At 63.5% G+C, this 26,712-nt stretch carries 24 protein-coding genes and 4 tRNA genes; 15 read left to right on the plus strand and 13 right to left on the minus strand.

Annotated features, from left to right (window positions below):
- Position 1: 1 nt before the first annotated feature.
- Together NZ951_01125 and lgt are read left to right on the plus strand one after the other, a co-directional pair.
- Entirely contained in the window at positions 2-892 is an 891-nt protein-coding gene (locus NZ951_01125) for a CoB--CoM heterodisulfide reductase iron-sulfur subunit B family protein (GenBank protein ID MCS7206532.1), read from the plus strand.
- Between the two features lie 16 nt (positions 893-908).
- Positions 909-1,757 carry a prolipoprotein diacylglyceryl transferase gene (gene lgt / locus NZ951_01130; protein MCS7206533.1) on the plus strand — a complete coding sequence of 283 codons (849 nt, stop codon included), beginning with the start codon at positions 909-911 and terminating at the stop codon, positions 1,755-1,757.
- Here lgt and recJ read toward each other — a convergent pair.
- From recJ to NZ951_01150, 4 genes are all read right to left on the minus strand, one after another.
- The gene (gene recJ / locus NZ951_01135) at positions 1,754-3,454 is read right to left on the minus strand and encodes a single-stranded-DNA-specific exonuclease RecJ (GenBank protein MCS7206534.1); all 1,701 of its coding nucleotides are present in this window, start codon (positions 3,452-3,454) and stop codon (positions 1,754-1,756) included. The two genes, lgt and recJ, sit on opposite strands and share 4 nt — an antisense overlap.
- Positions 3,451-4,695: a beta-ketoacyl-ACP synthase II gene (gene fabF, locus NZ951_01140; GenBank protein MCS7206535.1), complete on the minus strand. Its 1,245-nt coding sequence runs from the start codon at positions 4,693-4,695 to the stop codon at positions 3,451-3,453. The genes recJ and fabF overlap by 4 nt, the downstream gene beginning before the upstream one ends.
- A 21-nt stretch (positions 4,696-4,716) precedes the next feature.
- A complete protein-coding gene (locus NZ951_01145; protein MCS7206536.1) occupies positions 4,717-5,871 on the minus strand; it encodes an alcohol dehydrogenase catalytic domain-containing protein in 1,155 nt (384 codons plus the stop codon).
- 100 nt (positions 5,872-5,971) lie between these two features.
- A complete protein-coding gene (locus NZ951_01150; protein ID MCS7206537.1) occupies positions 5,972-6,664 on the minus strand; it encodes a DUF4286 family protein in 693 nt (230 codons plus the stop codon).
- A gap of 119 nt (positions 6,665-6,783) precedes the next feature.
- On the opposite strand from NZ951_01150, the gene NZ951_01155 reads away from it, so the two are divergent.
- Positions 6,784-8,034, plus strand: coding sequence for a CoA transferase (locus tag NZ951_01155; protein MCS7206538.1), 1,251 nt, complete (start codon positions 6,784-6,786; stop codon positions 8,032-8,034).
- A 19-nt stretch (positions 8,035-8,053) separates the two neighbouring features.
- Here NZ951_01155 and NZ951_01160 read toward each other — a convergent pair.
- Positions 8,054-8,127, minus strand: a tRNA-Gln gene (locus NZ951_01160).
- Positions 8,128-8,242: 115 nt separating this feature from the next.
- Between NZ951_01160 and NZ951_01165 the strand changes: the two genes are divergently transcribed.
- Positions 8,243-9,013, plus strand: a complete 771-nt coding sequence (locus NZ951_01165; protein ID MCS7206539.1) for a hypothetical protein — start codon at positions 8,243-8,245, stop codon at positions 9,011-9,013.
- Between the two features lie 34 nt (positions 9,014-9,047).
- Positions 9,048-9,120, plus strand: a tRNA-Ile gene (locus NZ951_01170).
- A gap of 3 nt (positions 9,121-9,123) precedes the next feature.
- Here the strand turns inward: NZ951_01170 and ilvC are convergent.
- Genes ilvC through ilvB form a run of 3 tightly spaced genes read right to left on the minus strand, consistent with a single transcriptional unit; the run spans position 9,124 to position 12,387 of the window.
- Positions 9,124-10,122 (minus strand): ketol-acid reductoisomerase, encoded by a 999-nt coding sequence (ilvC, locus tag NZ951_01175; protein ID MCS7206540.1) that lies wholly within the window; start codon positions 10,120-10,122, stop codon positions 9,124-9,126.
- A 16-nt stretch (positions 10,123-10,138) separates the two neighbouring features.
- Positions 10,139-10,687, minus strand: coding sequence for an acetolactate synthase small subunit (gene ilvN / locus NZ951_01180; protein MCS7206541.1), 549 nt, complete (start codon positions 10,685-10,687; stop codon positions 10,139-10,141).
- On the minus strand, positions 10,684-12,387 hold the full coding sequence (ilvB, locus tag NZ951_01185) for a biosynthetic-type acetolactate synthase large subunit (GenBank protein ID MCS7206542.1): 1,704 nt from the start codon (positions 12,385-12,387) through the stop codon (positions 10,684-10,686). The genes ilvN and ilvB overlap by 4 nt, the downstream gene beginning before the upstream one ends.
- A gap of 279 nt (positions 12,388-12,666) precedes the next feature.
- On the opposite strand from ilvB, the gene pyk reads away from it, so the two are divergent.
- Together pyk and rimI are read left to right on the plus strand one after the other, a co-directional pair.
- A complete protein-coding gene (gene pyk, locus NZ951_01190) occupies positions 12,667-14,127 on the plus strand; it encodes a pyruvate kinase (protein MCS7206543.1) in 1,461 nt (486 codons plus the stop codon).
- Between the two features lie 53 nt (positions 14,128-14,180).
- The gene (gene rimI / locus NZ951_01195; GenBank protein ID MCS7206544.1) at positions 14,181-14,852 is read left to right on the plus strand and encodes a ribosomal protein S18-alanine N-acetyltransferase; all 672 of its coding nucleotides are present in this window, start codon (positions 14,181-14,183) and stop codon (positions 14,850-14,852) included.
- Here the strand turns inward: rimI and NZ951_01200 are convergent.
- Positions 14,746-16,125 carry an MFS transporter gene (locus tag NZ951_01200; protein ID MCS7206545.1) on the minus strand — a complete coding sequence of 460 codons (1,380 nt, stop codon included), beginning with the start codon at positions 16,123-16,125 and terminating at the stop codon, positions 14,746-14,748. The genes rimI and NZ951_01200 overlap by 107 nt on opposite strands.
- 138 nt (positions 16,126-16,263) lie before the next feature.
- On the opposite strand from NZ951_01200, the gene NZ951_01205 reads away from it, so the two are divergent.
- The 3 genes from NZ951_01205 to NZ951_01215 all read left to right on the plus strand — a co-directional run bounded on the left by NZ951_01205 (position 16,264) and on the right by NZ951_01215 (position 17,628).
- Positions 16,264-16,337: transfer RNA gene (locus tag NZ951_01205), tRNA-His, on the plus strand.
- Between the two features lie 17 nt (positions 16,338-16,354).
- Positions 16,355-17,518, plus strand: a complete 1,164-nt coding sequence (locus NZ951_01210; protein MCS7206546.1) for an MBL fold metallo-hydrolase — start codon at positions 16,355-16,357, stop codon at positions 17,516-17,518.
- 37 nt (positions 17,519-17,555) lie between these two features.
- A tRNA-Arg gene (locus NZ951_01215) sits at positions 17,556-17,628 on the plus strand.
- A gap of 37 nt (positions 17,629-17,665) precedes the next feature.
- Here NZ951_01215 and NZ951_01220 read toward each other — a convergent pair.
- On the minus strand, positions 17,666-18,295 hold the full coding sequence (locus NZ951_01220; GenBank protein ID MCS7206547.1) for a hypothetical protein: 630 nt from the start codon (positions 18,293-18,295) through the stop codon (positions 17,666-17,668).
- A 78-nt stretch (positions 18,296-18,373) separates the two neighbouring features.
- Here NZ951_01220 and mtaB point away from each other — a divergent pair, with 78 nt between their 5' ends.
- Positions 18,374-19,690 (plus strand): tRNA (N(6)-L-threonylcarbamoyladenosine(37)-C(2))-methylthiotransferase MtaB, encoded by a 1,317-nt coding sequence (gene mtaB / locus NZ951_01225; GenBank protein ID MCS7206548.1) that lies wholly within the window; start codon positions 18,374-18,376, stop codon positions 19,688-19,690.
- On the opposite strand, the gene NZ951_01230 is transcribed toward mtaB, so the two are convergent.
- From NZ951_01230 to NZ951_01240, 3 genes are all read right to left on the minus strand, one after another.
- The gene (locus NZ951_01230; GenBank protein MCS7206549.1) at positions 19,659-20,255 is read right to left on the minus strand and encodes a DsbA family protein; all 597 of its coding nucleotides are present in this window, start codon (positions 20,253-20,255) and stop codon (positions 19,659-19,661) included. The genes mtaB and NZ951_01230 overlap by 32 nt on opposite strands.
- Before the next feature lie 84 nt (positions 20,256-20,339).
- On the minus strand, positions 20,340-21,185 hold the full coding sequence (locus NZ951_01235) for an MBL fold metallo-hydrolase (protein ID MCS7206550.1): 846 nt from the start codon (positions 21,183-21,185) through the stop codon (positions 20,340-20,342).
- 257 nt (positions 21,186-21,442) lie between these two features.
- Positions 21,443-22,744 carry an aspartate aminotransferase family protein gene (locus NZ951_01240; protein MCS7206551.1) on the minus strand — a complete coding sequence of 434 codons (1,302 nt, stop codon included), beginning with the start codon at positions 22,742-22,744 and terminating at the stop codon, positions 21,443-21,445.
- Between the two features lie 234 nt (positions 22,745-22,978).
- On the opposite strand from NZ951_01240, the gene NZ951_01245 reads away from it, so the two are divergent.
- The 4 genes from NZ951_01245 to hflX form a co-directional block, all read left to right on the plus strand.
- Positions 22,979-23,890 (plus strand): TIGR01777 family oxidoreductase, encoded by a 912-nt coding sequence (locus NZ951_01245; protein MCS7206552.1) that lies wholly within the window; start codon positions 22,979-22,981, stop codon positions 23,888-23,890.
- Between the two features lie 115 nt (positions 23,891-24,005).
- Complete coding sequence (gene dapF / locus NZ951_01250) at positions 24,006-24,938, plus strand: diaminopimelate epimerase (protein ID MCS7206553.1); 933 nt, start codon at positions 24,006-24,008, stop codon at positions 24,936-24,938.
- 3 nt (positions 24,939-24,941) lie between these two features.
- Positions 24,942-26,117 carry an LL-diaminopimelate aminotransferase gene (locus tag NZ951_01255; GenBank protein MCS7206554.1) on the plus strand — a complete coding sequence of 392 codons (1,176 nt, stop codon included), beginning with the start codon at positions 24,942-24,944 and terminating at the stop codon, positions 26,115-26,117.
- 64 nt (positions 26,118-26,181) lie between these two features.
- Positions 26,182-26,712: GTPase HflX (gene hflX / locus NZ951_01260; GenBank protein MCS7206555.1), on the plus strand; the 531-nt coding region annotated here is incomplete at its 3' end.

The following is a 26,712-nucleotide window of genomic DNA, read 5'->3' on the forward strand; positions in this document are numbered from 1 at the left end:
CGTGAAGTTCGCCTTCTACCCAGGTTGTGTCTCCCGCGGAGGGTGCCCGGAACTGTATCCCTCGGCGGTGGCAGTGGCGCAGAAGGTTGGGCTGGACCTGCAGGAACTCACCGGTGCCTCCTGCACAGGGGCAGGGGTGCTGCAAGAAAGCAACCTTTTCCTGGGAGACTGCCTGAACGCCCGCACCTTCGCCATGGCGGAAAGGTTGGGCCTGCCGATTTTGACCATCTGCTCCACCTGCCAGGGGGTTATGGCTCAGGCCCGCTATCGCCTCCAGGATGAGGGCTACCGCCAGAAGGTCAACGCCGTCCTCGCCGACGAGGGGCTCGTCTATAAGGGCACCGTAGAGGTGAAGCACCTCCTCTGGGTGCTGGTGGAGGACATCGGCCTGGAGAAGATACGGAGCATGGTGGTCCGCCCCCTCACGGGCTTGCGGGTGGCCCCCTTTTACGGGTGCTACATCGTCCGCCCCTCCAAGGTTTTGGGGTATGACGAGCACGCCGAGCGCCTCCAGGCCCTGGAGCGCCTGATTGAAGCCCTGGGCGGGGAGCCGGTGGACTTCCCCGGCAAGACGCGCTGCTGCGGCTTCCCCATCCTGACCATCAACGAGCGCAACTCGGTGGCTATGGTGGCCAAGCATACCTGGGATGCCAAGGAACGGGGGGCTGATGCCATGGTTACCCCGTGCCCCCTGTGCCACCTCAATCTGGACGGCTACCAGGTGAAGGCTATGGGCTACTTGAAGGACCGAATTGACTTGCCCATCCTGCATCTGCCGCAACTGGTGGGGCTGGCCCTGGGTATTGACCCGAAGACTCTGCGGTTGGGCCGGCACCTGATTGCGGTGGCACCTGTTTTGGACAAGTTGGGGAAGGTAGCGGTGAAGGCATAAGGAGGGGGGCACCAGGATGTTCCGTATCAATATGGATCCCGACATCATTGCGGTGGGGGGATTCGTGCTCTCGTGGCACGGATTGCTTAGTTTTCTGGGGGTGGCGTTGGCAGTGTGGTTGGTAGGACGCTGGGCACCGAAGCGGGGCATCTCCACCGACGCCGTCTACGCCACGGCCATCTGGGCCATCATTGGGGGGATTATCGGGGCACGCCTGATCCATGTGATAGACGAGTGGCGCTTCTACATGGCCAACCCGGTGCAAATCCTCGCTATCTGGAACGGGGGGATTGGCATCTGGGGGGCCATTCTGGGGGGATTTGTGGGCGGAGCCATTTACGCCCGCCTCAACCGCATCCCCGTGGGGCGCTTGGCCGATATCACCGCCCCCGCCCTGCTCCTGGCCCATACCGTGGGCCGTGTGGGGTGTGTGATCGCGGGCGACCACGTCCCCAAACCCACCACCATGCCCTGGGGTGTGGTGTGGGCACACCCTGACACGATCACCAACCAATACTATGGTGGGCAACCCGTGCCCGCCCACCCGGCCGTGGTGTACGAGATGATCTGGAATATGCTGGTGTTCGCCCTGCTGTGGTGGGTGGTGCGCGACCGCCTCAAGCCGGAGGGTATGGTGTTTACCCTCTACCTTGCCCTGACGGCCATAGGGCGCTTCTTCATCTACTTTTACCGCATCGATCGGGAGTGGTTTGCAGGATTGGGGCAGGCGCAAATCATTTCCTTGCTGGTCCTGGCGGTAACAGTCCCCCTATTGGCGCTGCGGGCACGCTGGAGCCCCTCCGCGTCCCTTCCTGAAGCCCAGGTGGCCCCCCCTCGCCCGCAGAGGGGGAAAGCACAGGCCTAGGCGGAAGGACGCAAGTCGCGCACCAGTAGGCGAAGGCCTCGGCTGCCCTCGGACACGCCCAGGTCCGGCGTAAAGACTACATCGCACACAGCAGGCACCCCCTGCCCCCACACACGCCCTAAACGAAACCCCACCGCATCCCACATCGCTCTGCCCTGGCGAAAGCGCAGGAGCAAGTGCTGCCCGTCATCGCCTGCCAGACGCCACGCCACCACCTCCACTCCCCGCGCTAGGAACAGAGGCTCGGGATTGCCCGGGCCGAAGGGTGCCATGCCACCCAGGGTGTGATAGGCCACGCCCAGCATATCGGTGAAGGTGGCTTCGGCGTCGATGACCAGCGTGGGTGTGGGGGCGGAACCACCCATTTGGGCGTGGGCGGCCCGGGCCAGCACATCCTGCACGGTGGGCACGGCATCCGTGGCACATTCAAATCCTCCGGCACCGGCGTGGCCTCCGAAGCGGTCCAACCATTGCGCCCCTGCCTCCAACACCTTTCCAATATGCACCTCGGGGATGCTCCGGGCGCTGGCACGGACACGATCGCCCCACTGGGAAGCCACCACCGCAGGCCTGTAGAAGGCCTCCACTAACGCTGCGGCCACCAGGCCGTTCACCCCAGGCACGAACTCCTCCCCCCTGATGAAGAGAAGGGGCGGAAGCGGTTGACCCCGTAAACGCTCCAGGGCCAAACCCAGCAGGGCATCGGTAAGGCGCTGGCGCTGGTCGTTGAGCCGCTCCACCTGCTGGGCTAGGGGGATAGCCTCTTGGGCGGTGGGGGCCAGAAGCAGATGAAGACTGAGGGCAGCACTGGCCAGGCGGCCGGCGGCGTTGAGACGGGGAGCGAGGACGAAAGAGACCGTCTCGGCCGAAACCTCGTCCGGACGCACCCGTGCCGCCGCGCACAGGGCGAGCAGGCCGGGGCGGTGAGTTTGGCGCAGGTGCGCCAGCCCCTCCCGCACAATGGCGCGGTTCTCCCCTGTAAGAAGGCCCATATCAGCGATGGTCCCCAAAGCCGCCAGTTCAAGAAGGCCCGCCGGCAGAGGGCGTTGGAGGGTGTGGTAGAGGGCCTGGGCCAGTTTCAGGGCGAGCCCCGCTCCCGTGAGGTGCACAAAGGGGTAGCGAGACCCTTCCAGCCAGGGCGAGACGAGGGCAACAGCCTGGGGGAGGGTCTTGGGGGGCAGGTGATGGTCGGTGATGATCAGGTCCAGCCCAAGGGGACGGGCCTCAACACTAGGGATAGCCCCCGTTATGCCTGTGTCCACAGTGATGACAAGGGTTGCCCCCTGCTGGTGCAAAGCCTGTAGGGCCTGACGGTTCAGCCCATGCCCCTCCGTCAGCCTGTCGGGAAGGTAGGTCAACACCCGCGCCCCCAGCCCTTGTAGGGCGTCCACCAGCAGGGCGGTTGCCGTTACGCCGTCGGTGTCAAAGTCACCGTAGATAGCGATAGTCTCCCCGCTTAGCAAGGCCCGCAGGATGCGGTGCACCGCCCGGTCCATCTGGGGGAGTAGGAAAGGGTCGTGGCTGACCCCACGGGGAGGGGAGAGAAAGGTAGCCACCGCCGAGGGGGTGCGCAGGCCCCGATGCCAAAGGGATGCCGCCACTGGCAGGGGGAGGCCCAGGGATCGCGCAAAATGCAAGGGGGGCGGCGGTAAAACTTGCCACCGCCGTTGCGGGTAAGTGGGAAGCAAACGGCTCACGGCTCCCATTGGCGAAAGATGAGGGTTGAGTTATGCCCCCCGAAGCCGAAGGCGTTACTCATGGCCACGCGCACGCGTCCCCGTCGGGGCGTCCAGGGGGTATAGTCTAAGTCGCACTCCGGGTCTGGTGTATCCAGGTTGATGGTAGGCGGGATGGCCCCCCGCAAGATGCTCATGACCGTGATCACCGCCTCCAATGCCCCCGCCGCTCCCAACAGATGCCCCGTCATGGACTTGGTGGAGCTGATGGGAATGCGATAGGCCTCTTCGCCGAACACGGTCTTGATGGCCTGGGTCTCGTATTTGTCGTTGAGGGGCGTAGAAGTGCCGTGGGCGTTGATGTAGTCCACATCCTGCGGTTGCAGGCCAGCCCGCCGCAACGCCAGGGCCATAGCCCTTGCCCCGCCTTCGCCGCCCGGGGAGGGCTGGGTGATGTGGTAGGCATCGGCGGTGGCGGCATAGCCGACCAGTTCTCCTAAGGGCCGGGCGCCGCGCGCCAAAGCATGCTCCAAACGCTCCAGAACCAGGATGGCCGCCCCCTCCCCGATAACAAAGCCGTCCCTCTGGGCATCAAAGGGGCGGGAGGCCCGTTCGGGCTCATGGTTGCGGCGGGAGAGGGCCTGGCACGCATTAAATCCGGCGATGGCGATGGGGCAGATGGGCGCCTCGGCCCCACCTGCAAGGGCCAGATCCACTTCGCCGCGACGGATGAGTTCGTAGGCCTGCCCGATGGCGTCTGACCCGCTGGCACAAGCGGAGACGATGCCGAAGTTGGGGCCTTTTAGCCCAAAGGCGATGGAGACTTGGCCGGCAGCCATATCGGTGAGCATCATAGGAACAAGGAAAGGGCTGACCCGCTGCGGCCCTTTCTCGTGGAGGACAGCGAACTGCTGGGAGAGGGTGAGGATGCCGCCCACTCCCGTGCCAATGATGGTGGCGCATCGCTCGGGATGCGCCAGACGCCCATCCAGTCCGGCTTGGCGCAGGGCCTCCTGGGCGGCGGCGATTGCGAACTGGGCAAAGCGGTCGGTGCGGCGGGCCTCCTTCCGATCCATGTAGTTTTCCGGTGCAAAGCCTTTGACCTCGGCGGCGATCTGGGTGTCAAACGGGGTAGGATCAAAGGCCGTGATGCGGGCCACCCCTGACTTTCCCGCCAAGAGGGCTTGCCAGGTAGCCTCCACTGATAGGCCTAGCGGGGAAATCACCCCCATTCCCGTTACAACGACGCGCACACGCTCCACGGGATATCCTCCCTAAACGCACTATACTTTGGCGGAAGGGTTTGATGGGGACTCTGCCCAGGTAATGCGGCTTTTCAGCCAGGACGCCGGGGAACGGACAAGGGCCGCGAAGTTGCCTGGAGGGCTGGGCTTGTCCACCAGAGTGGGCAAGGCGGTGGAGGGGTTACGCATGGCATCCTGTAGCCATTGCACCGCCAGTTCCAAGTGGGGGCGCCCCATACGATAGCAAGGCACCAGGGCGATGTTGCGGCGGACAGCCTCAAGGAGCAAAATGCTGAAGTTAGTGTCGTGGGGACGCCGCCCTGGGGGAGCCGGAGCCAGCAGGAGAACAACGGCCCCATTAAAGTGTATCCTGCCCAGCAGGGATGCCACGACAGAGAGGTCGCCGCTGGTGTCCACTAGGGCATCGGCTGGTTCTAACTGCTCCACCGCTGAGTTGTCCTGCTTGTGGGTAGCCCATGGGGTAATCCCTGCCCTAGTGAGGAGGTCCGTAAGCGCCTGGGGCAAAGGCTGGGTGGGGTAAAGGGTAACCTGTGCGCCGAGCGAGCGCAGATAAAGGGCTGTAACAAGGGTGAGGACAGAAGAGCCCGCCACCAACAGGTGCTTGTCGCCGGCCCATCGGGGCTGGTCCCAGCGATGCTCAAAATGCGAGCAGGAGGGGAGGGTGCGCCTCTGAACGGTGGTAAGATAATGGGCACCCTTAATGGCCAGGGCAAGGGGTTCCGCCAGAAGGGCGATGTCGGCGATAGCCGGGCTAATGACGATGAGGTGCTCCTCACGGTCGAGGGTCCACTGACAAGCCCAGCCGTGGGCCCGATGCAAGCCCGGCTCGGCATAGAGGTTCGTCCCACACTCGTCAGGGTATCCTTGAGCACATGGGGCACACACTCCACAGGAGCGCCTCAGCGTGGGGATGACCCAGTCGCCCACCTTGAGGGTGCGCACCTCGCGCCCCGCGGCCGTTACTCGGCCCACCATCTCGTGGCCCACCACCCATCGCTCGGGGTCGGGGGATAGGCCTTCGTGGCGCACGAGGAGGGAGTGGTCAAAAGGGCACACCCCTACCTGCTCCACCTGCACCTGCACTTGGCGCGCCCGGGGAGGGCGCGGCACCGGCGCCTCCACTAGGTGGGGTGTCCAACGGGCGCGCGCAGGGAAGATCACCAGGGCACGCATACTCCTCCCCCGCACCTGCTCATAGGGTAACCGCAGACGCTGCGGCTTTCAATGGAAGGGTGGGAGCCATTGGAGAGGCTTTTGAAGAGAAAGCCGCCCCCTATTTACCGGGGGGAGGAATACGCTGATACACCCCCCGCCAGGTGACTTGCAAAAGGGGACTAAATCGCCCCCCAGCTATCCAACGGGGCCGATGCATTTCCGCCATTTCGCGCACGGCCAAGAGGGGGTCTGGTGCATCGGTCTCGTAAAGGGCCAGATAGCGGTCCTGCCCAGGCTGGGGGAGAACGGCTTCAAAGCGGTAGGCGGTGTGAAACAGCCCCGTGGACAGGATATCTGGCACATGGATGGTGTTATACCACTCGTTGAACTCCCGCTCTTGGGCGGAGTTGGCGCAGTGGCTCTGGACAGCGTAGAGGCCCGTTATCGGAGCGCGGCCTGTCTTGGCGGTGGTGAAGGAGGGGCCAATGCGTCTCCACATCCAACGGGCCACCACCTGGAGAGCGGGGTGCATGCGCCCCTGAGCTATCCACTGGGGGGTGAACCGCTCCATAATCTCGTGGGGAATTTTCTCTAACAGGTTCTCTTGCTCCACCTCGTAGATGGCCAGGTAGCGGGCGTCGCGCTGAAGAGGGTCGGCATTGCGATAGCGGGTGGGGTGGGTAACCAGGCGGGTAGCCAGCATATCCGCCAGATGAACGCTGTCATACCAGCGGTTGAACTCCTCCTCCTTGAGGGGATCGGTGCAGTTGGCGGTTACAAAGCGGATGCCCGCAGGATAGCGTCCCTCCATAGCTCTGCCTCCGTGACGGTTGACGCTCTCCGCTTACTGTAGGGATGGGGTGCAGGGCTGTCAAGATAGGATGGAGTGTATACTAGGGGTGTCCGACCCAACCCGCCCCGGGGGTGTGTATGAGGGAACGCCAAACCCTTCTGCCGGTGTCGTTCGGACCTTTGCAGGGAGTGCGCATCCTGTCCACGGGCACCTGGATCGCCCAACCCTTCGCCGCTACCCTTGCAGCCGAAATGGGGGCAGAGGTGGTGCAGATTGAACGCCCCGGAGAAGGGGATGAGGCGTGTCGCGTCCAGCCCGACGGGCTCCTGCTCCCCACACGCCAAGGGGGACGAGTGGGGTGCATCTTCTTGCAGGACCGGCGGTGCGTCTTCTACGTCACCCTCAACTTCGCCCACCCCAAAGGGCGCGACCTCTTCCTACGCCTGGTGCCCCATTTTGACATCTGGATGGAGAGTTCCCGCCCCGGCACTTACGCTAAATACGGGTTAGATGATGCCACAGTTTTGCGCCAGAACCCCCGTTTAGTCATTGTCCATGTGTCTGGCTTTGGGCAGAACGGGCATCCGGACTATATTGGACGCCCTTCATATGACCTCATCGGGCAGGCCTTCGGAGGGCTGATGCACCTGACCGGCCCCCCACCTCCGGAACCCCCCACGCGTGCTGCTCCGTGGACCGGAGACTATATCACCGCCCTCTTCGCCTTGTGGTCGGCCCTGGCGGGCTATATTTATGCCCGACGCACAGGGGTAGGGCAATCCATTGACCTAGCTCAATATGAAGCCGTCCACCGTTGCCTGGCGGGCACGATGGTGGCCTACTTTCAGGGGGGTGGCATCCGCCAGCGCAGGGGCAACCGCGCCGGAGAACTGCAGCCCTACGACGCTTTCCACGCTGCCGATGGGATGGTCGTCATTGCCGTGGCCAACTACTCCCTTTTCACCAAACTGTGCCGTGTGATAGGGCTACACAAGGATGAGCAATGGATGCGCACCGCCCATCATCACCCCGACTCGGAAATAGGGATGGAGTTCGATGCTCACCTGCGCGCATGGGTGATTCAGCGCCCGGCCCTGGAGGTGGAACGCATCCTCAACGCCCAGGGCATCCCCTGCTGCCGGATTATGAACGCCCAGGATATGGCCGAGGACCCCCACTACCAAGCCCGGGGCGTGCACATAACCTGGGAGGACCTGCAGGTGGGGCCAATTCGGGGCATTGGGGTGGTGCCCCACTTTAGCAAGACACCGGGGAGAGTGTGGAGGGGCACCGCACCCACGGGCTACGACAACACTACTGTCTACGGGAGGTTGCTAGGCCTTTCGCCCCAAGACATCGAGGCGCTCCAGAAGGAAGGGGTAGTGTAACACCCACGCCCGTATCGGGTGGCTGCCCGGCCAGGATTCGAACCTGGGTCAAGGGATCCAAAGTCCCCTGTGCTACCGCTGCACCACCGGGCATTGCCCACACCCTAAAGTATTATACGCTACTGGGGTTCGGTTTCCCAAGGGCATCCAGGGGTGGCGGGGTAGTGCCCCCGTTTCCGACGCGCTATGCTAGAAAACGAGGGAAGCTATGCGCTTTGAACGTGGAGACCCCGAACGGCCCAAAGGGCACGCTGTTTTGTACTTCCATACGGGCGAAGGGCGCTATTTGGCGACCTATCTTGTGGTTCTCCCTGTGGATGTGGATTTTACGCGGTATATGCCCCCCTACTTAGCAGCCCATATGGGCGGTGCCAGCGCCCTCGACCTCTCCTGCTTCGCTTTTCCGCCAGTGCCCGAAGCCGTATCCAGCCTCGAGGCGCTCCAGCAGATGGCCCAGCAGAGGGACGACGACCTCCTCTTCGGCGGAAGCATCGCCACCGGCGATACTCTGGCCATGGTCGCCCAAGTAGCCGAGGCGGTGCAGGCCTATGCTCGGGCCTACCATCGCTGGCGGCAACAATGGCCCGAACCGGCCCCCGCTTCTGCAGCGCCCATGACACCTGAAGGTGCTTCATCCGACGTGGGGGTGCCAGAGGTGCTCTATGGCTTTATGGAGGAGCGGGAGCGTTTGGCCGAACTGGCGCGCTTGGTGGGCAAACTGCGCTTCGCTGTGGAGGGGGGCGACCAGAAGGGGATGGCCGAGGCGGAGGCGGAGGTGCGAACCTTGGCTCGCTACCTAGACGACCGCTACGCCATCAGCCGTTTGCTGGAGGCGGTGAAAGATCCCTCCCCCCGCGGGGCGCGGTTAGCCCAGTGGTACCTGGAGCGGGGGTGGAAACTGGCCGAGCAGGATTGGGAGGCGGTGAAGGCCCTGGAAGCACGTATCGCCGCCGAGGAGGGGCATCCATTCCCGCCTTGACAGAGTGCCGCTGCTGTCCCTAGCCTAAAGGTGTGGGCCCGTAGCTCAGCGGTCAGAGCGGCCGGCTCATAACCGGCGGGTCCTAGGTTCGAATCCTAGCGGGCCCATTATTACATCGTCTGCTTCAGCCAGGGCATCATCTCCCGCAAGCGCTTGCCCACCTGCTCAATGGGGTGGGCGCTTTCCTCCTCCCGCATGCGCAGGAAGCGTTTGCGTCCCTCGTCGTTCTCGGCGATCCACTCCCGAGCGAAGGTGCCGTCCTGCACCTCCTTCAAGATGCGCTCCATCTGCTGGCGCACGTGCTGGTCAATCACCCGGGGGCCGCGGGTATAGTCCCCGAACTCGGCCGTGTCGGATACCGAATAGCGCATCCAGGAGAGACCACCTTGGTAAATCAAGTCCACGATCAGTTTCAACTCGTGCAGACACTCGAAGTAGGCCACCTCGGGCTGATAGCCCGCCTTCACCAGGGTCTCGAACCCCGCCTTGATAAGGTTGCTCACCCCTCCACACAGCACAGCCTGCTCCCCGAACAGGTCGGTTTCCGTCTCCTCTTTAAAGGTGGTCTCGATGACGCCGGCGCGTGTGCACCCGATGGCTTTGGCGTAGGCCAAAGCGACGGGCTTGGCCTGCCCCGAGGCATCCTGGTGCACCGCCACCAGCCCCGGCACCCCCAAACCCCGGGTGAACAGGTCGCGCATGCGATGCCCCGGGGATTTCGGAGCCACCATAGCCACATCCACAATGGGGGGCGGGATGATTTGCTTATAGTGGATGTTGAAACCGTGGGCGAACATCAGGGTCTGGCCTCGGCGCAGGTGGGGGGCGATGGCCTCCTTGTAGACTTTCGGCTGGGCCATATCAGGGATCAGCATGACCAGGATGTCGGCCTTCTGGGCCACCTGGGCCACTTCGTAGACCTTCAGCCCCGCCTCCTCTGCCTTGCGCCAGGATTGACTGCCCGGATATAAGCCCACGATGACCTGCTGGCCGTTGTCCCGGGCGTTGAGGGCATGGGCATGCCCCTGAGAGCCGAAGCCCAACACGCCAATAGTCTTCCCTCGCAACAGAGCCAGGTCGGCGTCGGGTTCGTAATATATGCGCGCCATGTGCACCCCTTCCTTATCAGGCACTTTCACCCCGCTCTCGCGCCCCTCCCTCCGCCTCTGCGGGCATTCCCCGCATCATGGCCAGACGGCCGCTGCGCATGACCTCGCGGATGCCGAAGGAGCGCAGAAGACGGATAAGGGACTCAATCTTGTCCTCGTCCCCCGTGACCTCTATTATGAGGGACTCGGGTGCCACATCCACGATATTCGCACGGAAGATGTCCACCAGCTGAATGATCTCACTGCGGGTTTGGGGGGTGGCTCGCACCTTGATGAGGGCCAGCTCCCGCGCCACGATGTTCTCGCGCGTGATGTCCGAGACCTTTACCACATCCACCAGTTTGCGCAGTTGCTTGGTAACTTGCTCGGCGACCTCATCGTCCCCATAGACCACGAAGGTCATGCGGGAGAGGCCCTCCTGCTCCGAATGACCCACCGACAGGGAGGCGATGTTGAAGTTCCGCCGCCGAATAACACCCGACACACGGCTCAAAACCCCTGGCTGGTCGCGCACCAGGGCGACAATGGTGTGATAGGTGGGAGAGGAGCCGTCAGAAGGGCTCATAGCATACGCTCGGCTTGTGGAGAGCGCAGGCGGGGATCTTCTATCAGTTCCTTCACACTCATCCCAGGGGGAATGAAGGGATAGACGTTTTCCTCCTGCTCCACCAGGAAGTCCACCAGCACGGGGCCGGGATGCTCGCACGCCTCCTCAATCGCTGTGCGCACCTGCTTCCGATCTGTTACGCGCAAGGCGCGGATACCGTACGCCTCGGCCAGCTTCACGAAGTCAGGGTTGCACTCGTAGCAGGACGCCACATAGGAGCGTTGATAGAACACCTGCTGCCACTGGCGCACCATGCCCAGGGAGCGGTTGTTAATAATGGCGAACTTGATGGGGAGGCGGTTCTCCACCACCGTGGCCAGTTCGCACATAGTCATCTGGAACCCTCCATCCCCGGCGATGGACCAGACCATTTTGTCGGGGCGTCCAATTTGCGCCCCGATGGCCGAGGGCACTTCATAGCCCATAGCCCCCAGCCCTCCCGAGGTGAGGAACAGGTTGGGCTCCACGAACTTATAGAACTGGGCAGCCCACATCTGATGCTGGCCAACCCCCGTGGTGATGATAGCCCGTCCCCCCGTGATGTCCGATAGGTGCTCAATAATTTCCTGGGGAAGCAGACCCTTGCTGTCGGGCACCCGCAAGGGGTGCTCCCGCTTCAACTGCTCAATGCGTGCCAGCCACTGGGGGTAGGAGGAGTGGGGCACTATGGGAAGCAGTTGGCGCAAGACGTGGCGCACATCACCCACAATGGGCACGTCCGCCTTGCGGTTCTTGCCAATTTCGGCGGGATCTATGTCCACATGAATGACCTTTGCCCCCCGAGCGAAGGCCTCAAGGTTGCCCGTTACCCTGTCATCAAAGCGCATGCCCAGGGCGATGAGCAAATCGGCTTCGTCAATGGCCAGGGAGGCGTAGGCAGCCCCATGCATCCCCGGCATCCCCACATACAGCACATGGTCTGCAGGGAATGCACTGATACCCAGCAGAGTGGTAATGACCGGGATTCCCGTCTTCTCTGCGAAGGCACGCAGTTCATCCCAGGCGCGGGAGATGAGCACACCGTGCCCCGCCAGAATGAGGGGCCGACGGGCCTCCTGAATGAGACGCACGGCGCGGCGCAATTGAGCGGGGTGGCCCTCCAAGACGGGGCGGTGGCCGGGAATCTCCACCGTCTCCGGGAATTCAGCCTCGGCCTGCTCGGTGAACACGTCTTTGGGAATGTCAATGAGCACGGGGCCAGGGCGTCCTGTAGAGGCGATCACAAAGGCCTCCTTGACGACGCGCGGGAGGTCTGCTGCCCGCCATACCTGATAGGAGTGCTTTGTGATGGGCAAGCAGATACCAATGATATCAGTCTCCTGAAAGGCATCGGTGCCGATGGCCTTGCGGGAGACCTGGCCAGTGATGGCCACCACAGGCACCGAGTCCATCATGGCGTTGGCGATGCCGGTGATCAGGTCGGTCGCACCCGGCCCCGAGGTGGCCCAGCATACGCCCACTTTGCCAGTCACACGGGCGTAGCCGTCGGCGGCCATGGCTGCGCCCTCCTCATGGCGGGTCAAAATGTGGCGGAGGTGGGGGTATTGAGGAAGAGTCTGGTACAGGGGCAAAATGGCGCCCCCAGGGATGCCGAAGACGACCTCCACCCCCTCGCGCAGGAGGGCTTCACACACCAGTTGGGCGCCGCTCTTCTTCATGCACTCCCCCTTACTTGCCCACATCCGTTGAGGATCCTTGTCCGGCATCTCTGCTTTCCCGTGGCGGAAGAAAAAAGCCCAACCCCTACAGCCCTAGAGCCGGCCCGGAGTTGGCGATGCGAAGCACGGCATTCTTTTGTGCACATTAGGTACTTACACCTCAAGTGTGCCATCCGCCTCTCTCTGTGTCAAGGGTGAAGGAGCAGGCCCCACAGAGGGAGCAGGTGCCCCTGGCGTCAACCCTTGCCGGTGTGTTAGTCTGAGGAAGAAAGAAAGCCAGTGACCTCCCCACCCCAGCGGCGCGTCCGGAAGACCAAGATTGTGGCCACCGTTGGCCCCGCCTCCCGTAGCGAGGAGACCCTGGCACGCCTCATAGAGGCGGGGGTGGATGTATTCCGCCTCAACTTCTCCCACGGAACCTGGGAGGAGCACGGGGCCGTCATTGACGCCCTCCGACGCCTCAGCCGTGCGAAGCGCCCGGTGGCCATCCTGCAGGATCTGCAAGGCCCCCGCCTGCGCACCGGCCCCTTAGAGGGGGGACGCCCCGTCACCCTCAAGCCTGGCCAACAGTTCACTCTCACCGTTGAGCCCATCGTCGGCAACGACCAGAAAGTCTCGGTCTCCTACCCCGGTTTGCCCCAGGATGTGGCCCTCGGCAACCGCATCCTCCTAGCAGACGGACTCCTGGAACTGGAGGTGGTGCAGACCACTCCCACCGAAGTGATAACCCGAGTCGTCCGCGGGGGTGTTCTGGAAGAGAGGAAGGGCATCAATGTGCCCGGGGTGCAATTGGCTGTCCCGCCCACCACGGAGAAAGACCTGCGGGACCTAGAGTTCGGTGTCAGCAAAGGGGTGGACTGGGTGGCCCTCAGTTTCGTTCGCAATGCCCACGATGTGCGTCGGGCACGTGAGATCCTGCGCACCCTGGGAGCACAAACCCCCCTCATTGCTAAGATAGAGAGACCCGAGGCCCTTCGGAACCTGGATGGCATTCTTCAAGAGGCCGATGGGATTATGGTGGCCCGCGGCGACCTGGGGGTGGAACTGCCCCCGGAGAAGGTGCCCCTTGTGCAAAAATACCTCATCCAGCGCGCTAACGCCGCCGGTGTGCTCGTGATCACCGCGACCCAAATGCTGGAGTCTATGGTTAGTAGCCCACGCCCCACTCGGGCGGAGGCCAGCGATGTGGCCAACGCCATTTTGGACGGCACCGACGCGGTGATGCTCTCAGCCGAGACCGCCGTGGGACAGTATCCTGTGGAGGCGGTGGAGACCATGGCCCGCATCGCCACCGAGGTGGACTACGCCAACGACCGCCCCTCCGCACCGAACGGCCATCGAGAGAACCTCTCCCACAGCCTGAGCCGAGCGGCTGCGCGCCTGGCCCAAGAGGTGGGGGCAGAAGCCCTGGTGGTCTACACCCGCAGCGGCTACACCGCCCAACTCCTCTCCAAAGAACGCCCACCCACACCTATCTACGCCTTCACCACCGACGAAAGTGTGGCGCGCAGGCTCTGCCTCTGGTATGGCGTTGTGCCCCTACTGACCCCTGCGGTGCAAAGCACCGATGTTCTCATTGACCACTTGCTTCAGGAACTGGTGGTGCGGCGTCTAGTGGAACCGGGCAAGACCGTTGTCATGGTACGCTTCTCCCCGCCCACTGCCGTGCGGGCTTTCAACTTCATCACTGTGCGCACCGTCCCCCGTCCCCCTCCGCGACGCAGTGGCGAAAGGGCGTAGAGTGCTCAAGAGGAGCGCACCCTTCGTGTGCCTGTGCTACCATGAGCCAGGGGATGCCGCCGGCTGTGATGAACACCCCGTCGCACACCCACTCCTCGGCGCAGGCCCTTCCCTATATTCTGCGCCCTATGCTCCCCCAGGACATCCCCCAGGTAGAGGCCATTGAGCGGGAGGCCTTCGGCCCCTGGAACCGTACGGATTTCCACCGGGAACTGCGCTCCTCTTACGCACACCATTTGGTCGCCTGCCGTCGGGATGAAGGCACCTTACCCCCTCCATCCCCAAATTCCTTTGGCCCCAAACTTTTCCTCTGGTGGAGTCAGCGGCGGGACACTCGCCCCCATCCTTCCGTGGTGAACGGGTATGTGAGCACGTGGTTCCTGGGAGGCGATGCCCACATCGTTGCCATCGCTGTGGCAACGCCCTACCGTCGCCAGGGGATCGGGGAACTTTTGCTCATGGGGAGCATTGAGGAGGCCATGCGCCGGCGCGCCCAAGCCGTTACCCTGGAAGTACGGGTCTCCAACATTCCGGCCCAGCGCCTCTATGAGAAATACGGCTTCGTTGTGGTCGGACGCCGCCGAGGCTACTACCTGGACAATGGGGAGGACGCTCTGATTATGACTCTCCCCGACCCTTGTGGGCCGGCCTATCGGGAACGCCTGCGGGCTTTGCAAGAGGCCCATCGCCAGCGCTGGGCGCCCCCCCACCAGCAGAGCCTCTAACAAACGGCGGCTTGGGCGGCACCGCCAAGAGGATCAGCACAGCCGAAGCGGTGTACAGGGCCACAATAGCGTATAAGGGCACGGTGTAGCTAGAAAACCGGTCGTGCAACAGGGAGACGGCGAAAGGGGCCACCGAGTTCACCGCCATGCTCGCCGGCCCTATGGCCCCCCGAATCGTCCCCAGAAACTCCCGGCCAAAGTAGTTGGCCCATACCAAGTTGTTCAGGGGGGCCGTGGCAGATACGAAAGTCCCCAGCACCACCGCATAGGCTATCCCCGTCGCCATACCGCTGGTCGCTAGCAATAGCCCCACCCCCAGCGCAGCCCCCCACCCCACGATAGACATCAAATAGCGGACCGGCACTCGCTCGGCCAAAAGGCCCCAGGGGGGCTTCGTGACTAAGGCGAACACCGTCAACACCGTGCCCACCAGGGCCGCCTGGTCGCGGGTGAGGCCCCGCTCTTGGAGCATGGCTATCTGGTGCACTAACACCCCTTGCAATCCCATGAGCCCCAGATTGGTGGACGCCAGAACCAGCCACAAGGCCGGGGTGCGCAATGCCGCCCGCAGCGTCCAGGCCACCTCCCGCCCCGAATGGGCCCCCTCTCCAGACACCGCCGACGGAGGAGCCGATACCCCGTCGGGCAAAAGACCCATATCCTCCGGGCGTCGGCGCACCACCAGAAAAGCAGCGGGTGCCACCACCACCAGGGAGATCAGGCCCAGTACTTGCCAGGTAGCCCTCCATCCGATCATGCCCAACAGCCAGTTAGTCAGAGGAATAAGGGCAACACCCCCTGCCGAAATGCCCATGGCCGCAATGGCCAGCGCCCGCCCTCGGTAGCGGATGAACCACTTGGAGACCACCGTGCTAGAGACCAGGAATCCCGATGTCAGGATGCTGATAGCACCCACTACACCGAAAGCGAGGTAAAATTGCAGGGGTGTCTGCACGAAACTGATGGCGATCAGTCCCAACCCGCCCACCACCGCCCCGAGCGACATCAGGATGCGTGCGCCGTGGCGCGTGTCCACCAGAGGGCCGATAAAGGGGCTGAGCACACCCGCCACCCCTGAGCGCAGGATGAGTGCGCCTGTCAAAGTCCCCAGGCTCCACTGCAGGCTCTCGGCCATGGGGCGCAGGAGGACGCTGAAGGCGTAGATCCCCGTCCCCGCCATTACGAAATCGGCCAAAAAGGCCGCCCCCACAATCCACCACCCGTGAAACACCCGCCCCACGCGGGGCATTTTGACCGGCGTTACAATCCTCATTTCGGCCTCTATCATAACACTGTTACCCAGCGAACGCCCTCGTGACGCCGGTGTTCTGTCATCCCCTTTCCCTGGGGCATCCCATGCCTTTCCCGTTGACCCCCCTATGTGCATTGTGCTAGGATAGATGTGCGCATGGTGAGCGTGGCCAAGGGGTCTAAGGCGCCAGGCTGTGGCCCTGGAGACCGTGGGTTCGAATCCCACCGCTCACCCTTCAGCCTCAAAGAAGTTGCCGACGCCGCTGGTTCCCCCTAACGGCCCTAGAATAGAAGTCCTTCGGGAGGGCGACGGACAGGGCAACGGTGCCCTCCTGCGCCTGCATTTCCCTTCGGGGTTGGTGGTGCATACCGCCGCCATCCCCCAAGATTGGCCCTCCCCTACCGGTCCCACCTGGGTCTATGCCTTGGAAGGGGAAGGCCTCACCCTGATTGACGCGGGTGCTCTGGGAAGCGCCGAGGTGGTAGTGCAGGGATTGCGGGATCTCGGCCTTGCGCCCCACGCCGTGCGGCGCATCGTGGTAACGCATGGACACCCCGACCACGATGGGGCGGCGGGCACCCTGGCCAGGCTTCTGGACGCCCAGGTCTGGACGCACCCCCTGTACGCCTACCTCCTGCACTTTGACACCTGGCAGATTGCACGGCGCGGCAATTCTCTGGCACGCCAATCGTTACGGGCCTTTTTCAGCCAGGACGTTTCCCCCCGCTCCCACGACACCACCCTCCAGTTCCAGCGCCACCAGCGCTACCTGGAGGCACGCCGGTCGACGGTTGTGGCAGCGACCCTGCAAGACGGTCAGCAGTGGGGGGGAATGACCTTCTACCATACTCCGGGCCATTCGCCGGACGAAATCTCCGTGTTGGTGGGAGGCGTCCTCTTTACAGGCGACCATGTGCTCCCCGAAATCACCCCCCATCCGACGGTGTTGACCTCCTACCCCCCTGAGGTGTTGCAGCGTCTTCCCCCCGAGTGGCACAGAACGGGGGAGCACTACGGCCTTGCCACCTACCTCCGTTCCCTGTTCCGGGTGCTGGCCCTGGGAGAGGATCTGCTGGTTCTGCCCGCCCATCGTCTCTTGCGGCGGGGGCGGCTCAACCTCCTGACGACGGCCCGCGCACGGGAGATCGTGGAGCACCATCGCCAACGCCTGCAGCGCATTCTCTCCCTTGTGGCAGAGGGCAAACAAACAGTAGAGGCGGTTACCCGCGCCCTCTTTACCCCGCGCCAGTTGGCAGACGGCAACATCTGGCCTGCCGTGACCGAAGTGGTGGCCCACGTAGAGTTCCTGGCCCAGGCGGGGGACATAGAGGTTCTGCCCGACGGCCGCTTGCGGGCCACCGGTATGGAGGAATTTAGCCGGGCGGTGGACCGGCTGGCCTCCCCCGCCCCTTGACCACTCCCTCTCTGCCCAGGGATACTGAGGGTGTGCCCCGCCCGTAGCTCAGTGGAGAGAGCATCGGGCTTCGGACCCGAGGGTCGGGGGTTCAAATCCCTCCGGGCGGGCTACCGTGGAACGCCCCCTCGCACCCTTCGGACGCCATCACGTGTCCCGCTTTTTGCGCGAGCGGCGTGCAGGTGGGAGTGTCTCACGAGAAGCGGGAAGGTCTGGGGACTCTGGTCTGCTGATAACCTCACTGGCGAAGCACTCCAGCAGAGCCTCCCGTACCCCCTCCTCAAAACGGGGGCGCTCCCCAGGGCGCAGGGGACACGGAACATCCCTGGCAAGACGGGCCTGGTGGCCTATCACGGCCCCGCGGAACAGGTCGTTTTCGGGCTCCACCGTCAGTTGCACCGCCACCGCTTTACCGTCGTCCCATTTGAGGCTCCAGGTGCACTCGTAGCACATCGTAGGGCGTGCCGAGAAGGAAAGGCCCGGGGCATCCTCCAAGCCGGGCAGAGGAGGCACCCCCGCCTTCCGCGTATATGCTCCCCGGGTGGTGTCCATCTGCCCTTTGCCCTCCAGCAGACCGCGATTCAACTCCTCCAAGAGGGTGCACAAAAAGGGGTCCACTTCGTCGGCCAGCGCCCAGAGGCGTGCCACTGCCAGGGCGTGCTGGGGGGTGGCGAGGGGGAACTGCCGGCGCACCCGCTCCAGGAACTCTAGCGCCTCTTGCTGATAGGCGACGAGGCGACGCACCCGTTCAATCCAGGACGCTAGCGTCTCCGACACAACGCACCTCGCATTAGGAGCCCAGGGCTCTATGCCCAGTGTAGCAGAACCCCTACAATAAAAACGGAGAGGCTTTCTATGCGCGTGGCCATTGAGACCCACGGGTGTAAACTCAACCAAGCCGATAGCGAAGCCTTGGCCCGGTGTTTTCAGGAGTTGGGCCACCAAGTAGTCTCGGCCGATGCGGAAGGGGTGGAGGTCTACATCCTGAACACCTGCACCGTTACCCACACTGCCGATGCCAAGGCCCGCCAGGCCCTACGGTCGGCCCACCGTCGGCATCCCCAGGCACTTCTCGTGGCGACGGGCTGTTTGGCCCAGCGCGCCCCTGAGGCTCTGCGCGCCATCCCTGGGGTGAGCCTCGTCGTGGGCAACACGCACAAGGAGAGCCTCCCCACACAGGTGCTAGCCCTTCTGGGCCAAGAGAACTCCTCCCCCTGCGCCACGGGTGTGCCGACCGAAGCCCCCTTCCTGTTGGGGCGCACGCGGGCCTTTGTCAAGATACAGGAGGGATGCAACCAGGTGTGCGCTTACTGCATCGTCCCCAAAGTGCGGGGGCGGGAGCGGAGCATCCCCCTGGACGACCTGGTGCGAACCGTGCAGGAACGTGAGGCCCAGGGCTATAAAGAGGTGGTGCTCACCGGCACCCAGTTGGGCAGTTACGGATACGAGTGGGGCAAAAATGGGTTGGTGGCCCTTCTGGAGGCCCTTCTGCACCGCACCTCCATCCCCCGCATTCGGGTGTCCTCTCTTCAGCCCCAGGAACTGACCCCCACCCTGCTGGCGCTGTGGAGCGACCCTCGCCTCTGCCCCCACTTTCACATCCCCCTCCAGAGCGGGAGCGACTCTGTGCTTCAGCGTATGCGCCGACGCTACACCCGCCGGGACTACCTGGATGCGGTGGAGCGTATCCGCACCAGACTCCCCATGGCGTCCATTACCACCGACATCATCGTTGGCTTCCCCGGTGAAACGGAAGAGGATTTCCAGCAGACCGTGTCCCTGTGCCGAGAGGTAGGTTTCGCCCGTATGCACCTCTTCCCCTACTCCCGACGCCCGGGCACCTCAGCCTTTTACTTCTTTGATGCCGTGCCTCCGGAGGTGAAGCGGTGGCGCATGGGCATCTTGGGTGAGCTGGCGCGCCAGCAGGCCCTCGCCTATCGACAAAACAGTGTGGGGAGCACGCGGCCCGTTTTGTGGGAGGAGGGCAAGCCTTTCCCCACGGGGCAGACCCTTTGGTATGGCCTGACCGATACCTATGTGCGGGTCTGCACCCTTGCGCCAGTAGCCCTGGGCAACCACATCACCCCCGCACGCCTGGTGAGTGTGCAGGGGGAAGTGGTGTGGGCTAAGGTGGAACAAGTTACAGCCTCGGAGGCGGGGCCATCCCGATGAAGGAAGCCGGATCCAGGTGGCGGAGCACCGCCCGTCGGTACACGGCCAAGGGGGCACACCCCACCAGGGGTGGGCCGTCGTTGAAAGTCTGGAGGGGGATACCCTGTGCCCAAGAGCCGTAGCGGTGGGCACACTCTTGGGCATCCGCCAGCACCTGTCGCCGCGGCTCCCCCGACTCCCAGACCTTCAGGAAGGACGCCCGCTCTAGCCCCGTCTCCTCCACCAAAGCCAATAGCACCTCTCGGTCGCTAATGTCCCATGCCCGCGTGAAAAAGGCGTGGAACAGGGCCAGGTCGTATGTGCGGAACGCCTCTTCCCCCTGGGCAAGGGCGCATTTGGCCGCCTCGAGGGCTGGCATGCTGGAACGCGGATACGGTTTGTCCGGAGGCCAGGGCACAAAGGTGAGGCCGTCCTTGGCCCCCTCCTGGCCAGCCTGGGCACGCCCCCGCACCGAGTGGGGCGAGATGGGGCGGGGAGGCATCTCCCGAGGAATCAGGGGATAGGCGCGCATGACCAGCGCTACCCGCTCCCGGCCGAACTCGTCCTGCACTTTGTAGAGCCGCACCGCGGCCACATAGCACCAGGGTCACAGGTAGTCCGAGTAGACCCTGATGACCACAGACGGAAGCGGGGAGGGCATACCGCCTCCTTAAATGGGATAGGGGCGCAAAGAGAGATGCCCGTTGCGCCTCACCACGGTAGCAGCCGGAAGATCGCCCCAGAAGGGGAAGACCAGAATCCACCCGTGGCGCTCTGCTAGGGTGAGAAACTCCCGCTTGCACGCCGCCGTATCGTCGGGAAAGGCGTCATAGGCGGAGACACAGGCCGGATTCAAAAAGTGCAGAGGGGTGGGAGCCAACGCTCCAAGGTAGACCACTGTGCTTCCCCCTGCCTTCACCAGCACCACCTGGTGCCCCCGACAATAACCGTGCGTTACCTTGACATAAACACCCGGGACGACCTCGGTGTCGCCATCCAGGAATTCCACACGTCCCGCCCGCTCCAGGACCAGCAGATCATCGGTGCGATAGAGGTCCTGGAGCCGAATGCTGGGATGTAGGGCCTCCTGCCAGGACGCCCGCTGGACCAGATAGCGTGCGCCGGGAAACGCTGGCAAAAGCTCCCCCCGTGCATTGAAGCGGACGACCCCCCCCGCACTGATAAAGTGGGTGTGGGTCAAGATCACATAATCAATAGCACGCGGGGTTATCTCCTTCGCCCTCAGCCGCCCCAAAAGTTTAGAGGTACTGTACCGGAACCTTCCCTTGCGCTCCTCGTCTGGCCTGTTACCGATACCAGTGTCCACCAAGATGGTGGCATCGGCGGTGCGCACCAGCAAACAGTGCACGGCCAAGCGGATACGGTTACGCTTGTCGACGCGAATCTCCCTCTTGTTTAGCCACTCTTCCCGGGGGATGATCCCAAAAAGGGCGCCCGCATCTACCTTGTAGTGAGCATCACAAACGAGATCTACAGATACCCCTCCGATCCGCATGGAATCCCTCCTCAAGGTGCGTCAGGGGTGAGAGCCCTGCGGACAATCTTTAGTTAGAGACGGGGAAAAGACGAGCCAAGCCCCGCCCCCCACACCACAGCAAGTCTGCTTGAGGCCACTTCCCTTGCCGTGGCTACCTTGCTTCCCAAGATAAATGCCTCACCCACCACTGTCAAGACAAACGGGTGTTCCAGGGTTTTTGGTTTTTTCCCACACCCCTTCCCCCCTCAACGGCGCGAATAGGTTGTGGACACCCCCTATCCCTCCTGCGACAGCAAGCCTGCCACCTCACGGAAGGCAGACACGGTGCGGAGGATGTCCTCATCGGTGTGGGCCAGGGAGATGTAGAACTTGCTTTGGCCTTTCAGGATGCCCCGCTCCCGCAGAAGGGCGTTGAAACGCCCCAGACGGTGGGCGTTGGCCTTACGAGTTGAGCGGTAGTCTACGATGGGTTCCGCCGTGAAGAACACATCAAAGAGGGGATCCTCGCCCACCACGTGGGCGGGAATCTCCACCTCTTGCAAAGCCCTCTGCAAACCCTCCCGCACTTTGCGGCCGATGGCGAACAGGCGCTCATAGGTGCCGGGACGGCGCAGTTCCCGCAGAGTGGCCAGGCCAGCCACGGCGGCAATAGGATTGCCGGCCAGGGTGCCCACCAAAGGCACAAAGCCGTCGGTGCCCTCGAGGGCGGGGTCGAAGTGGCGCATAATCGCCTCTTTCCCCACCACCGCCGCCAGGGGATACCCGCCCCCCACAATCTTCCCCAGAGTGGCCAAGTCCGGCACGACACCATAGTATTCCTGTGCACCCCCATAGGCGAAGCGGAAGCCCGTAACCACCTCATCAAAAATCAGCACAATGCCGTAGCGTTGGGTTATTTCCCGCAGGCCCTGCAAAAATCCCGGCGCCGGGGGGATAACCCGCTGGAATGGCTCCACGATGACCGCTGCGAGATCCTCGTGGTGGCGAGCAATGATGTGCTCAGTGGTCTTCAAGTCGTTGTAGGGAGCCACCAGCACCAGGTCAGCCAGAACTTGAGGCACCCCCGCAGCGTTGATCTCTCCTCGGGGAAAGGGGAGGTTGTTCTTGGGAAAGATGCTCACCGCCCCGTAGTCACTCAAACCGTGGTATCCCCCCTCAAACTTCAGGATTTTGTCCCGCCGCCGATACGCACGCGCCACACGCAAGGCGAAAAAGTCCGCTTCGGTGCCGCTGGTGACGAAGCGCACCTTCTCGGCACAGGGCACGGCACGGGTAATCTCCTCCGCCAAGAGCACCGCCGGCTCATTGGTCAGGAAGAAGGTGCTCCCCTGGGCCACCGCCTCCTGCACCGCCTGCACGACGGCGGGATGGGCGTGGCCCAATAGCATCGGCCCCGACCCTAACAGGTAGTCAATATACTCGTTGCCCGATACATCCCATACATGGCTGCCCTGGCCGCGGCTGATGATAAAGGCCTCCTCTTTGGGGAGGTAGACATTACCTAAAGTACCCCCTGGGAGCACCCGAAAAGCCCGTTCCACCAGGTCAGCCTCGCGGGGGGTGCGTTGACGCGGCATAGACTTCTCCTTCTCCTCCTTGTTTCTACTATCCTACTCCCCCAAGCCGGAGTGTCAAGGCCAGCCGAAGGGGCGTGTCCACCTCCTCCCACCCTTTTGACACCCCGTGTGAACACCTCCCACCTCGCGACGAGCGCAGATGGGGCGAAGGTCGCCCTCTTCTACTTTCTTTGTGTTCTCGTATCCGGCCCTGTAGTATGGTAGCAGGGACACGGGCATTGAGAGGAGGCACCTGTGCGCATCCTGGTAACGGGGGCTTCGGGGTTCATCGGGCGGCACCTGTGCTCGGCCCTCGTGCGCGACGGGCATCAGCTGATTGTTCTTTCCCGCAATCCCTCGTCAGCTCTGCAGAGGTTACCTGCGGGTATCCACGCTGTGGCGTGGGAGCCTGTGGGGTCGTCATTGGACTTGCGGGGTATTGGACTGGTCGACGCCGTAGTGCACCTGGCCGGGGAGAGCATTGTGGGACGCTGGACACGCGCCAAAAAGGAGGCTATCCGGGCCAGCCGGGTGGTGGGCACACGCAACTTGGTAAATGCTCTTGCATCTTTGCCCTCGCGCCCGAAGGTTCTCGTCTCGGCCAGCGCCACAGGCTACTATGGTGACGGGGGGGAGGTTTCCCTCACCGAGGATGCCCCGCCGGGAAGGGATTTCCTCGCCCAGGTGTGTGTGGCGTGGGAGGCAGAAGCCCAACGCGCCGAAGGTTTGGGGATACGGGTAGTGTGCCTGCGAGCGGGCATCGTCTTCGGACCAGGGGGAGGGGCTTTGACCCCTTTGCTGGTGCTGGCCCGTTTCGGGCTAGGGGGGCCGTTGGGCTCGGGACGACAGTGGTGGTCGTGGGTGCATATGGATGACCTGGTGGGCCTGGTGCGGTTGGCTTTGGCCCAGGACATCCGCGGCCCTGTCAACGCTACTGCTCCGCACCCCATACGGCAGAAAGAATTAGCTCGCATCCTGGGGCGTGCCATGAAGCGCCCTGCCTTCCTGCCCACGCCGGGCTGGGCTGTGCGCCTGCTGGCTGGCCCCGTGGCCCAGGAACTCCTGTTTAGTCGTAAGGTGCTTCCCCAACGCGCCCTGGCGGCGGGGTATCGCTTCCGGGTGCCCTATGCTGAAGATGCCGTCCACACCATCTTGGCAGCGGGATGACCCCTGGCTCTCTCCCTGGGAGGGAGATGGCGTCTTTTGCGGAAGCGTTCAACTGTGTGAAGGCCCACCCCGTCTCCCCCATGCTACAATCGCCAGGAGAGGAGGGTACAGCCGTATGCGGTTCTCCAAACTGCACGGTGCGGGTAACGACTATGTGGTGGTCGACGCCCGCAACAGCGACATGGATTGGCCGATGGTGGCCCGGGCCGTGTGCCACCGCCACTTCGGGGTGGGTTCCGACGGGCTCATTCTGGTTCTGCCCTCCCAGCGGGCAGAGGTGCGCATGCGCATCTTCAACCCCGACGGCTCCGAGGCGGAGATGTGTGGCAACGGCATCCGTTGCTTGGCCAAGTTCGTGCTGGAGCGGGGCATCGTTCCCTCTGCCCAAAAAGCTCTGCGGGTGGAGACCTTAGCCGGCGTGCGCACCGTGGAGCCTTTCTGGCACAATGGAAAGGTGGTGCGGGCACGGGTCAGCATGGGTGCACCCATCCTCGCTGCCGAGGCAGTGCCCGTGGACCCCTCCCAGCGCCTGGTGCCGGTGGGGCAGAGGGCTGCCACCCTATATGGCTCCACCCCTCGGGGCACAGGTTACAGCTCCCCTCCGCCGGACATGGCTTTTGACTGGCCCTTGGTGCTGGAGGGGAGGGCTTTCACCTTCACTGCTGTTTCTATGGGCAACCCCCACGCCATAACTTTTCTAGACGAGCCGGTGGAGACCTTCCCCTTGCACCGCTACGGACCTCTGGCCGAGCACCATCCCCTGTTCCCTCGGCGCGTGAACTGGGAGGTGGTGAATGTGCGGGACCGGAAGCGCTTGCAGGTGCGGGTGTGGGAGCGGGGGGCGGGGGAGACCCTGGCCTGTGGCACAGGAGCGTGTGCAGTGGCTGTAGCCGCCCGCTTGCACGGCTATGTTGACGACACCGTTGACATAAACCTCCCCGGGGGCGTTCTGACGGTGCACTGGGACGGGGCGGGGGAGGTGATCCTGGAGGGGCCGGTGGAGGAGGTGTTTGAAGGGCAGTGGCTCCGCCCCTGGGGGGAGGGCTAGCCCATGCGCCTCTCCCAACGCCTGAACAACCTCCCCCCTTACCTGTTTGTGGAAATCTCCCGGCGCATCGCCGCCAAGCGTGCCCAGGGGGCGGATGTGATCTCCTTTGGCATCGGCGATCCGGATCTCCCCACCCCCTCCCATATCGTGGATGCCCTCATCGCCACTGCCCGCGTCCCCGCTAACCACCGCTACCCCGAGACCGACGGTCTGCCCTCTTTGCGGCGCGCCATCGCCCAGTGGTATGAGGCCCGCTTTGGCGTGGTCCTGGACCCGAATAAGGAGGTCCTTCCCCTCATCGGAGCCAAGGAGGGCATCGGCCACGCCGCTTTCGCCTTCCTTGACCCTGGGGATGTGGCCCTGGTGCCGGACCCCGCATACCCCGTCTACAGCGTGGGCACCATGTTCGCCGGGGCGAGCACCTACTTCCTGCCCTTACGGGAGGAGAACGGCTTTCTCCCGGATTTGCGAGCCATTCCCCCCGAGGTGTGCCGGCGGGCGAAAGTGCTGTGGCTGAATTATCCCAACAACCCCACAGGGGCCATCGCCGACCTGGCCTTTTTGGAGGAGGCGGTGGCCTTTTGCAAACGCTGGGATATTCTGCTTCTCTACGATAACTGCTACTCGGAGGTGGCCTATGACGGCTACCGCCCCCCCAGCGTGTTGCAGGTGCCGGGGGCCAAAGAGGTGGCCATAGAGTTCCATTCTCTGTCCAAGACCTATAATATGACGGGGTGGCGTATCGGGATGGCTGTGGGGGCGGGGACTGCCATCAATGCTTTGTTCCAGATCAAATCCAACTTGGACTCGGGTATCCCCCAAGCGATACAGGAGATGGGCATCGCCGCCCTGACCGGTCCCCAGGATTACTTGGCCGAGCGCAACGCCATTTACCAGAAGCGGCGCGACCGCCTGGTGCCCGTGCTCAGGCAGATTGGCCTCGCCCTGACACCGCCCAAGGCCAGCCTCTACCTGTGGGCGCGCATTCCCGATGGGTATACCTCCGGCGAATTGGCTACCATGTTGTTGGAGGAGAAGGACATCGTGGTAACCCCCGGACGGGGGTACGGTGTGGAGGGAGAGGGCTTTATCCGCCTCTCCCTCACCCTATCCGACGCCGACCTGGAGCGGGCTGTGCGTCGCCTGGAGGGTTGGCGCATCCCGCCACGCCGCAAGTAAAGGGAAAGGAGGGAGCTCTATCCGGAACACGGTGCACTCTACCACGCCCCCCCAGGAGCGCGCCATCCTGGTGGGAGTGGAGGTGAAGGGGAGCCACCCCCCCATCCCTTTGGAGGACTCGGTGGAGGAACTGGCCCAGTTGGCCGACACCGCTGGGGCACTGGTGGTGGGGCGGCTCTTGCAACGCATAGAACGTCCCAGCCCCTTCTACTTGGGGCGCGGGAAACTCCAGGAACTGCAGGCTTTGAAGGAAGCCACCCAAGCCACCCTGGTCATCTTCGACGATGAACTGACCCCCGGCCAGCAACGCAACCTAGAGGAAGCGTTGAAGGTCAAAGTGATTGACCGCAGCGCCTTGATACTGGACATCTTCGCCAAGCACGCCCGCACCCGCGCAGGGCGTCTGCAGGTAGAGTTGGCCCAGCATCAGTACCTTTTGCCCCGCCTGGTGGGTCAGTGGGCACACCTGGAGCGGCTTGGGGGTGGCATCGGCACCCGGGGGCCCGGCGAAAGCCAGTTGGAGACCGACCGTCGCCTTATCCGCAAGCGCATTCAACGCCTGGAGAACGCCCTTCAAGAGGTGCGGGCACAGAGG

It is taken from the genome of Dehalococcoidia bacterium, assembly GCA_025060295.1.
Taxonomy (GTDB): domain Bacteria; phylum Chloroflexota; class Dehalococcoidia; order Lucifugimonadales; family HRBIN23; genus HRBIN23.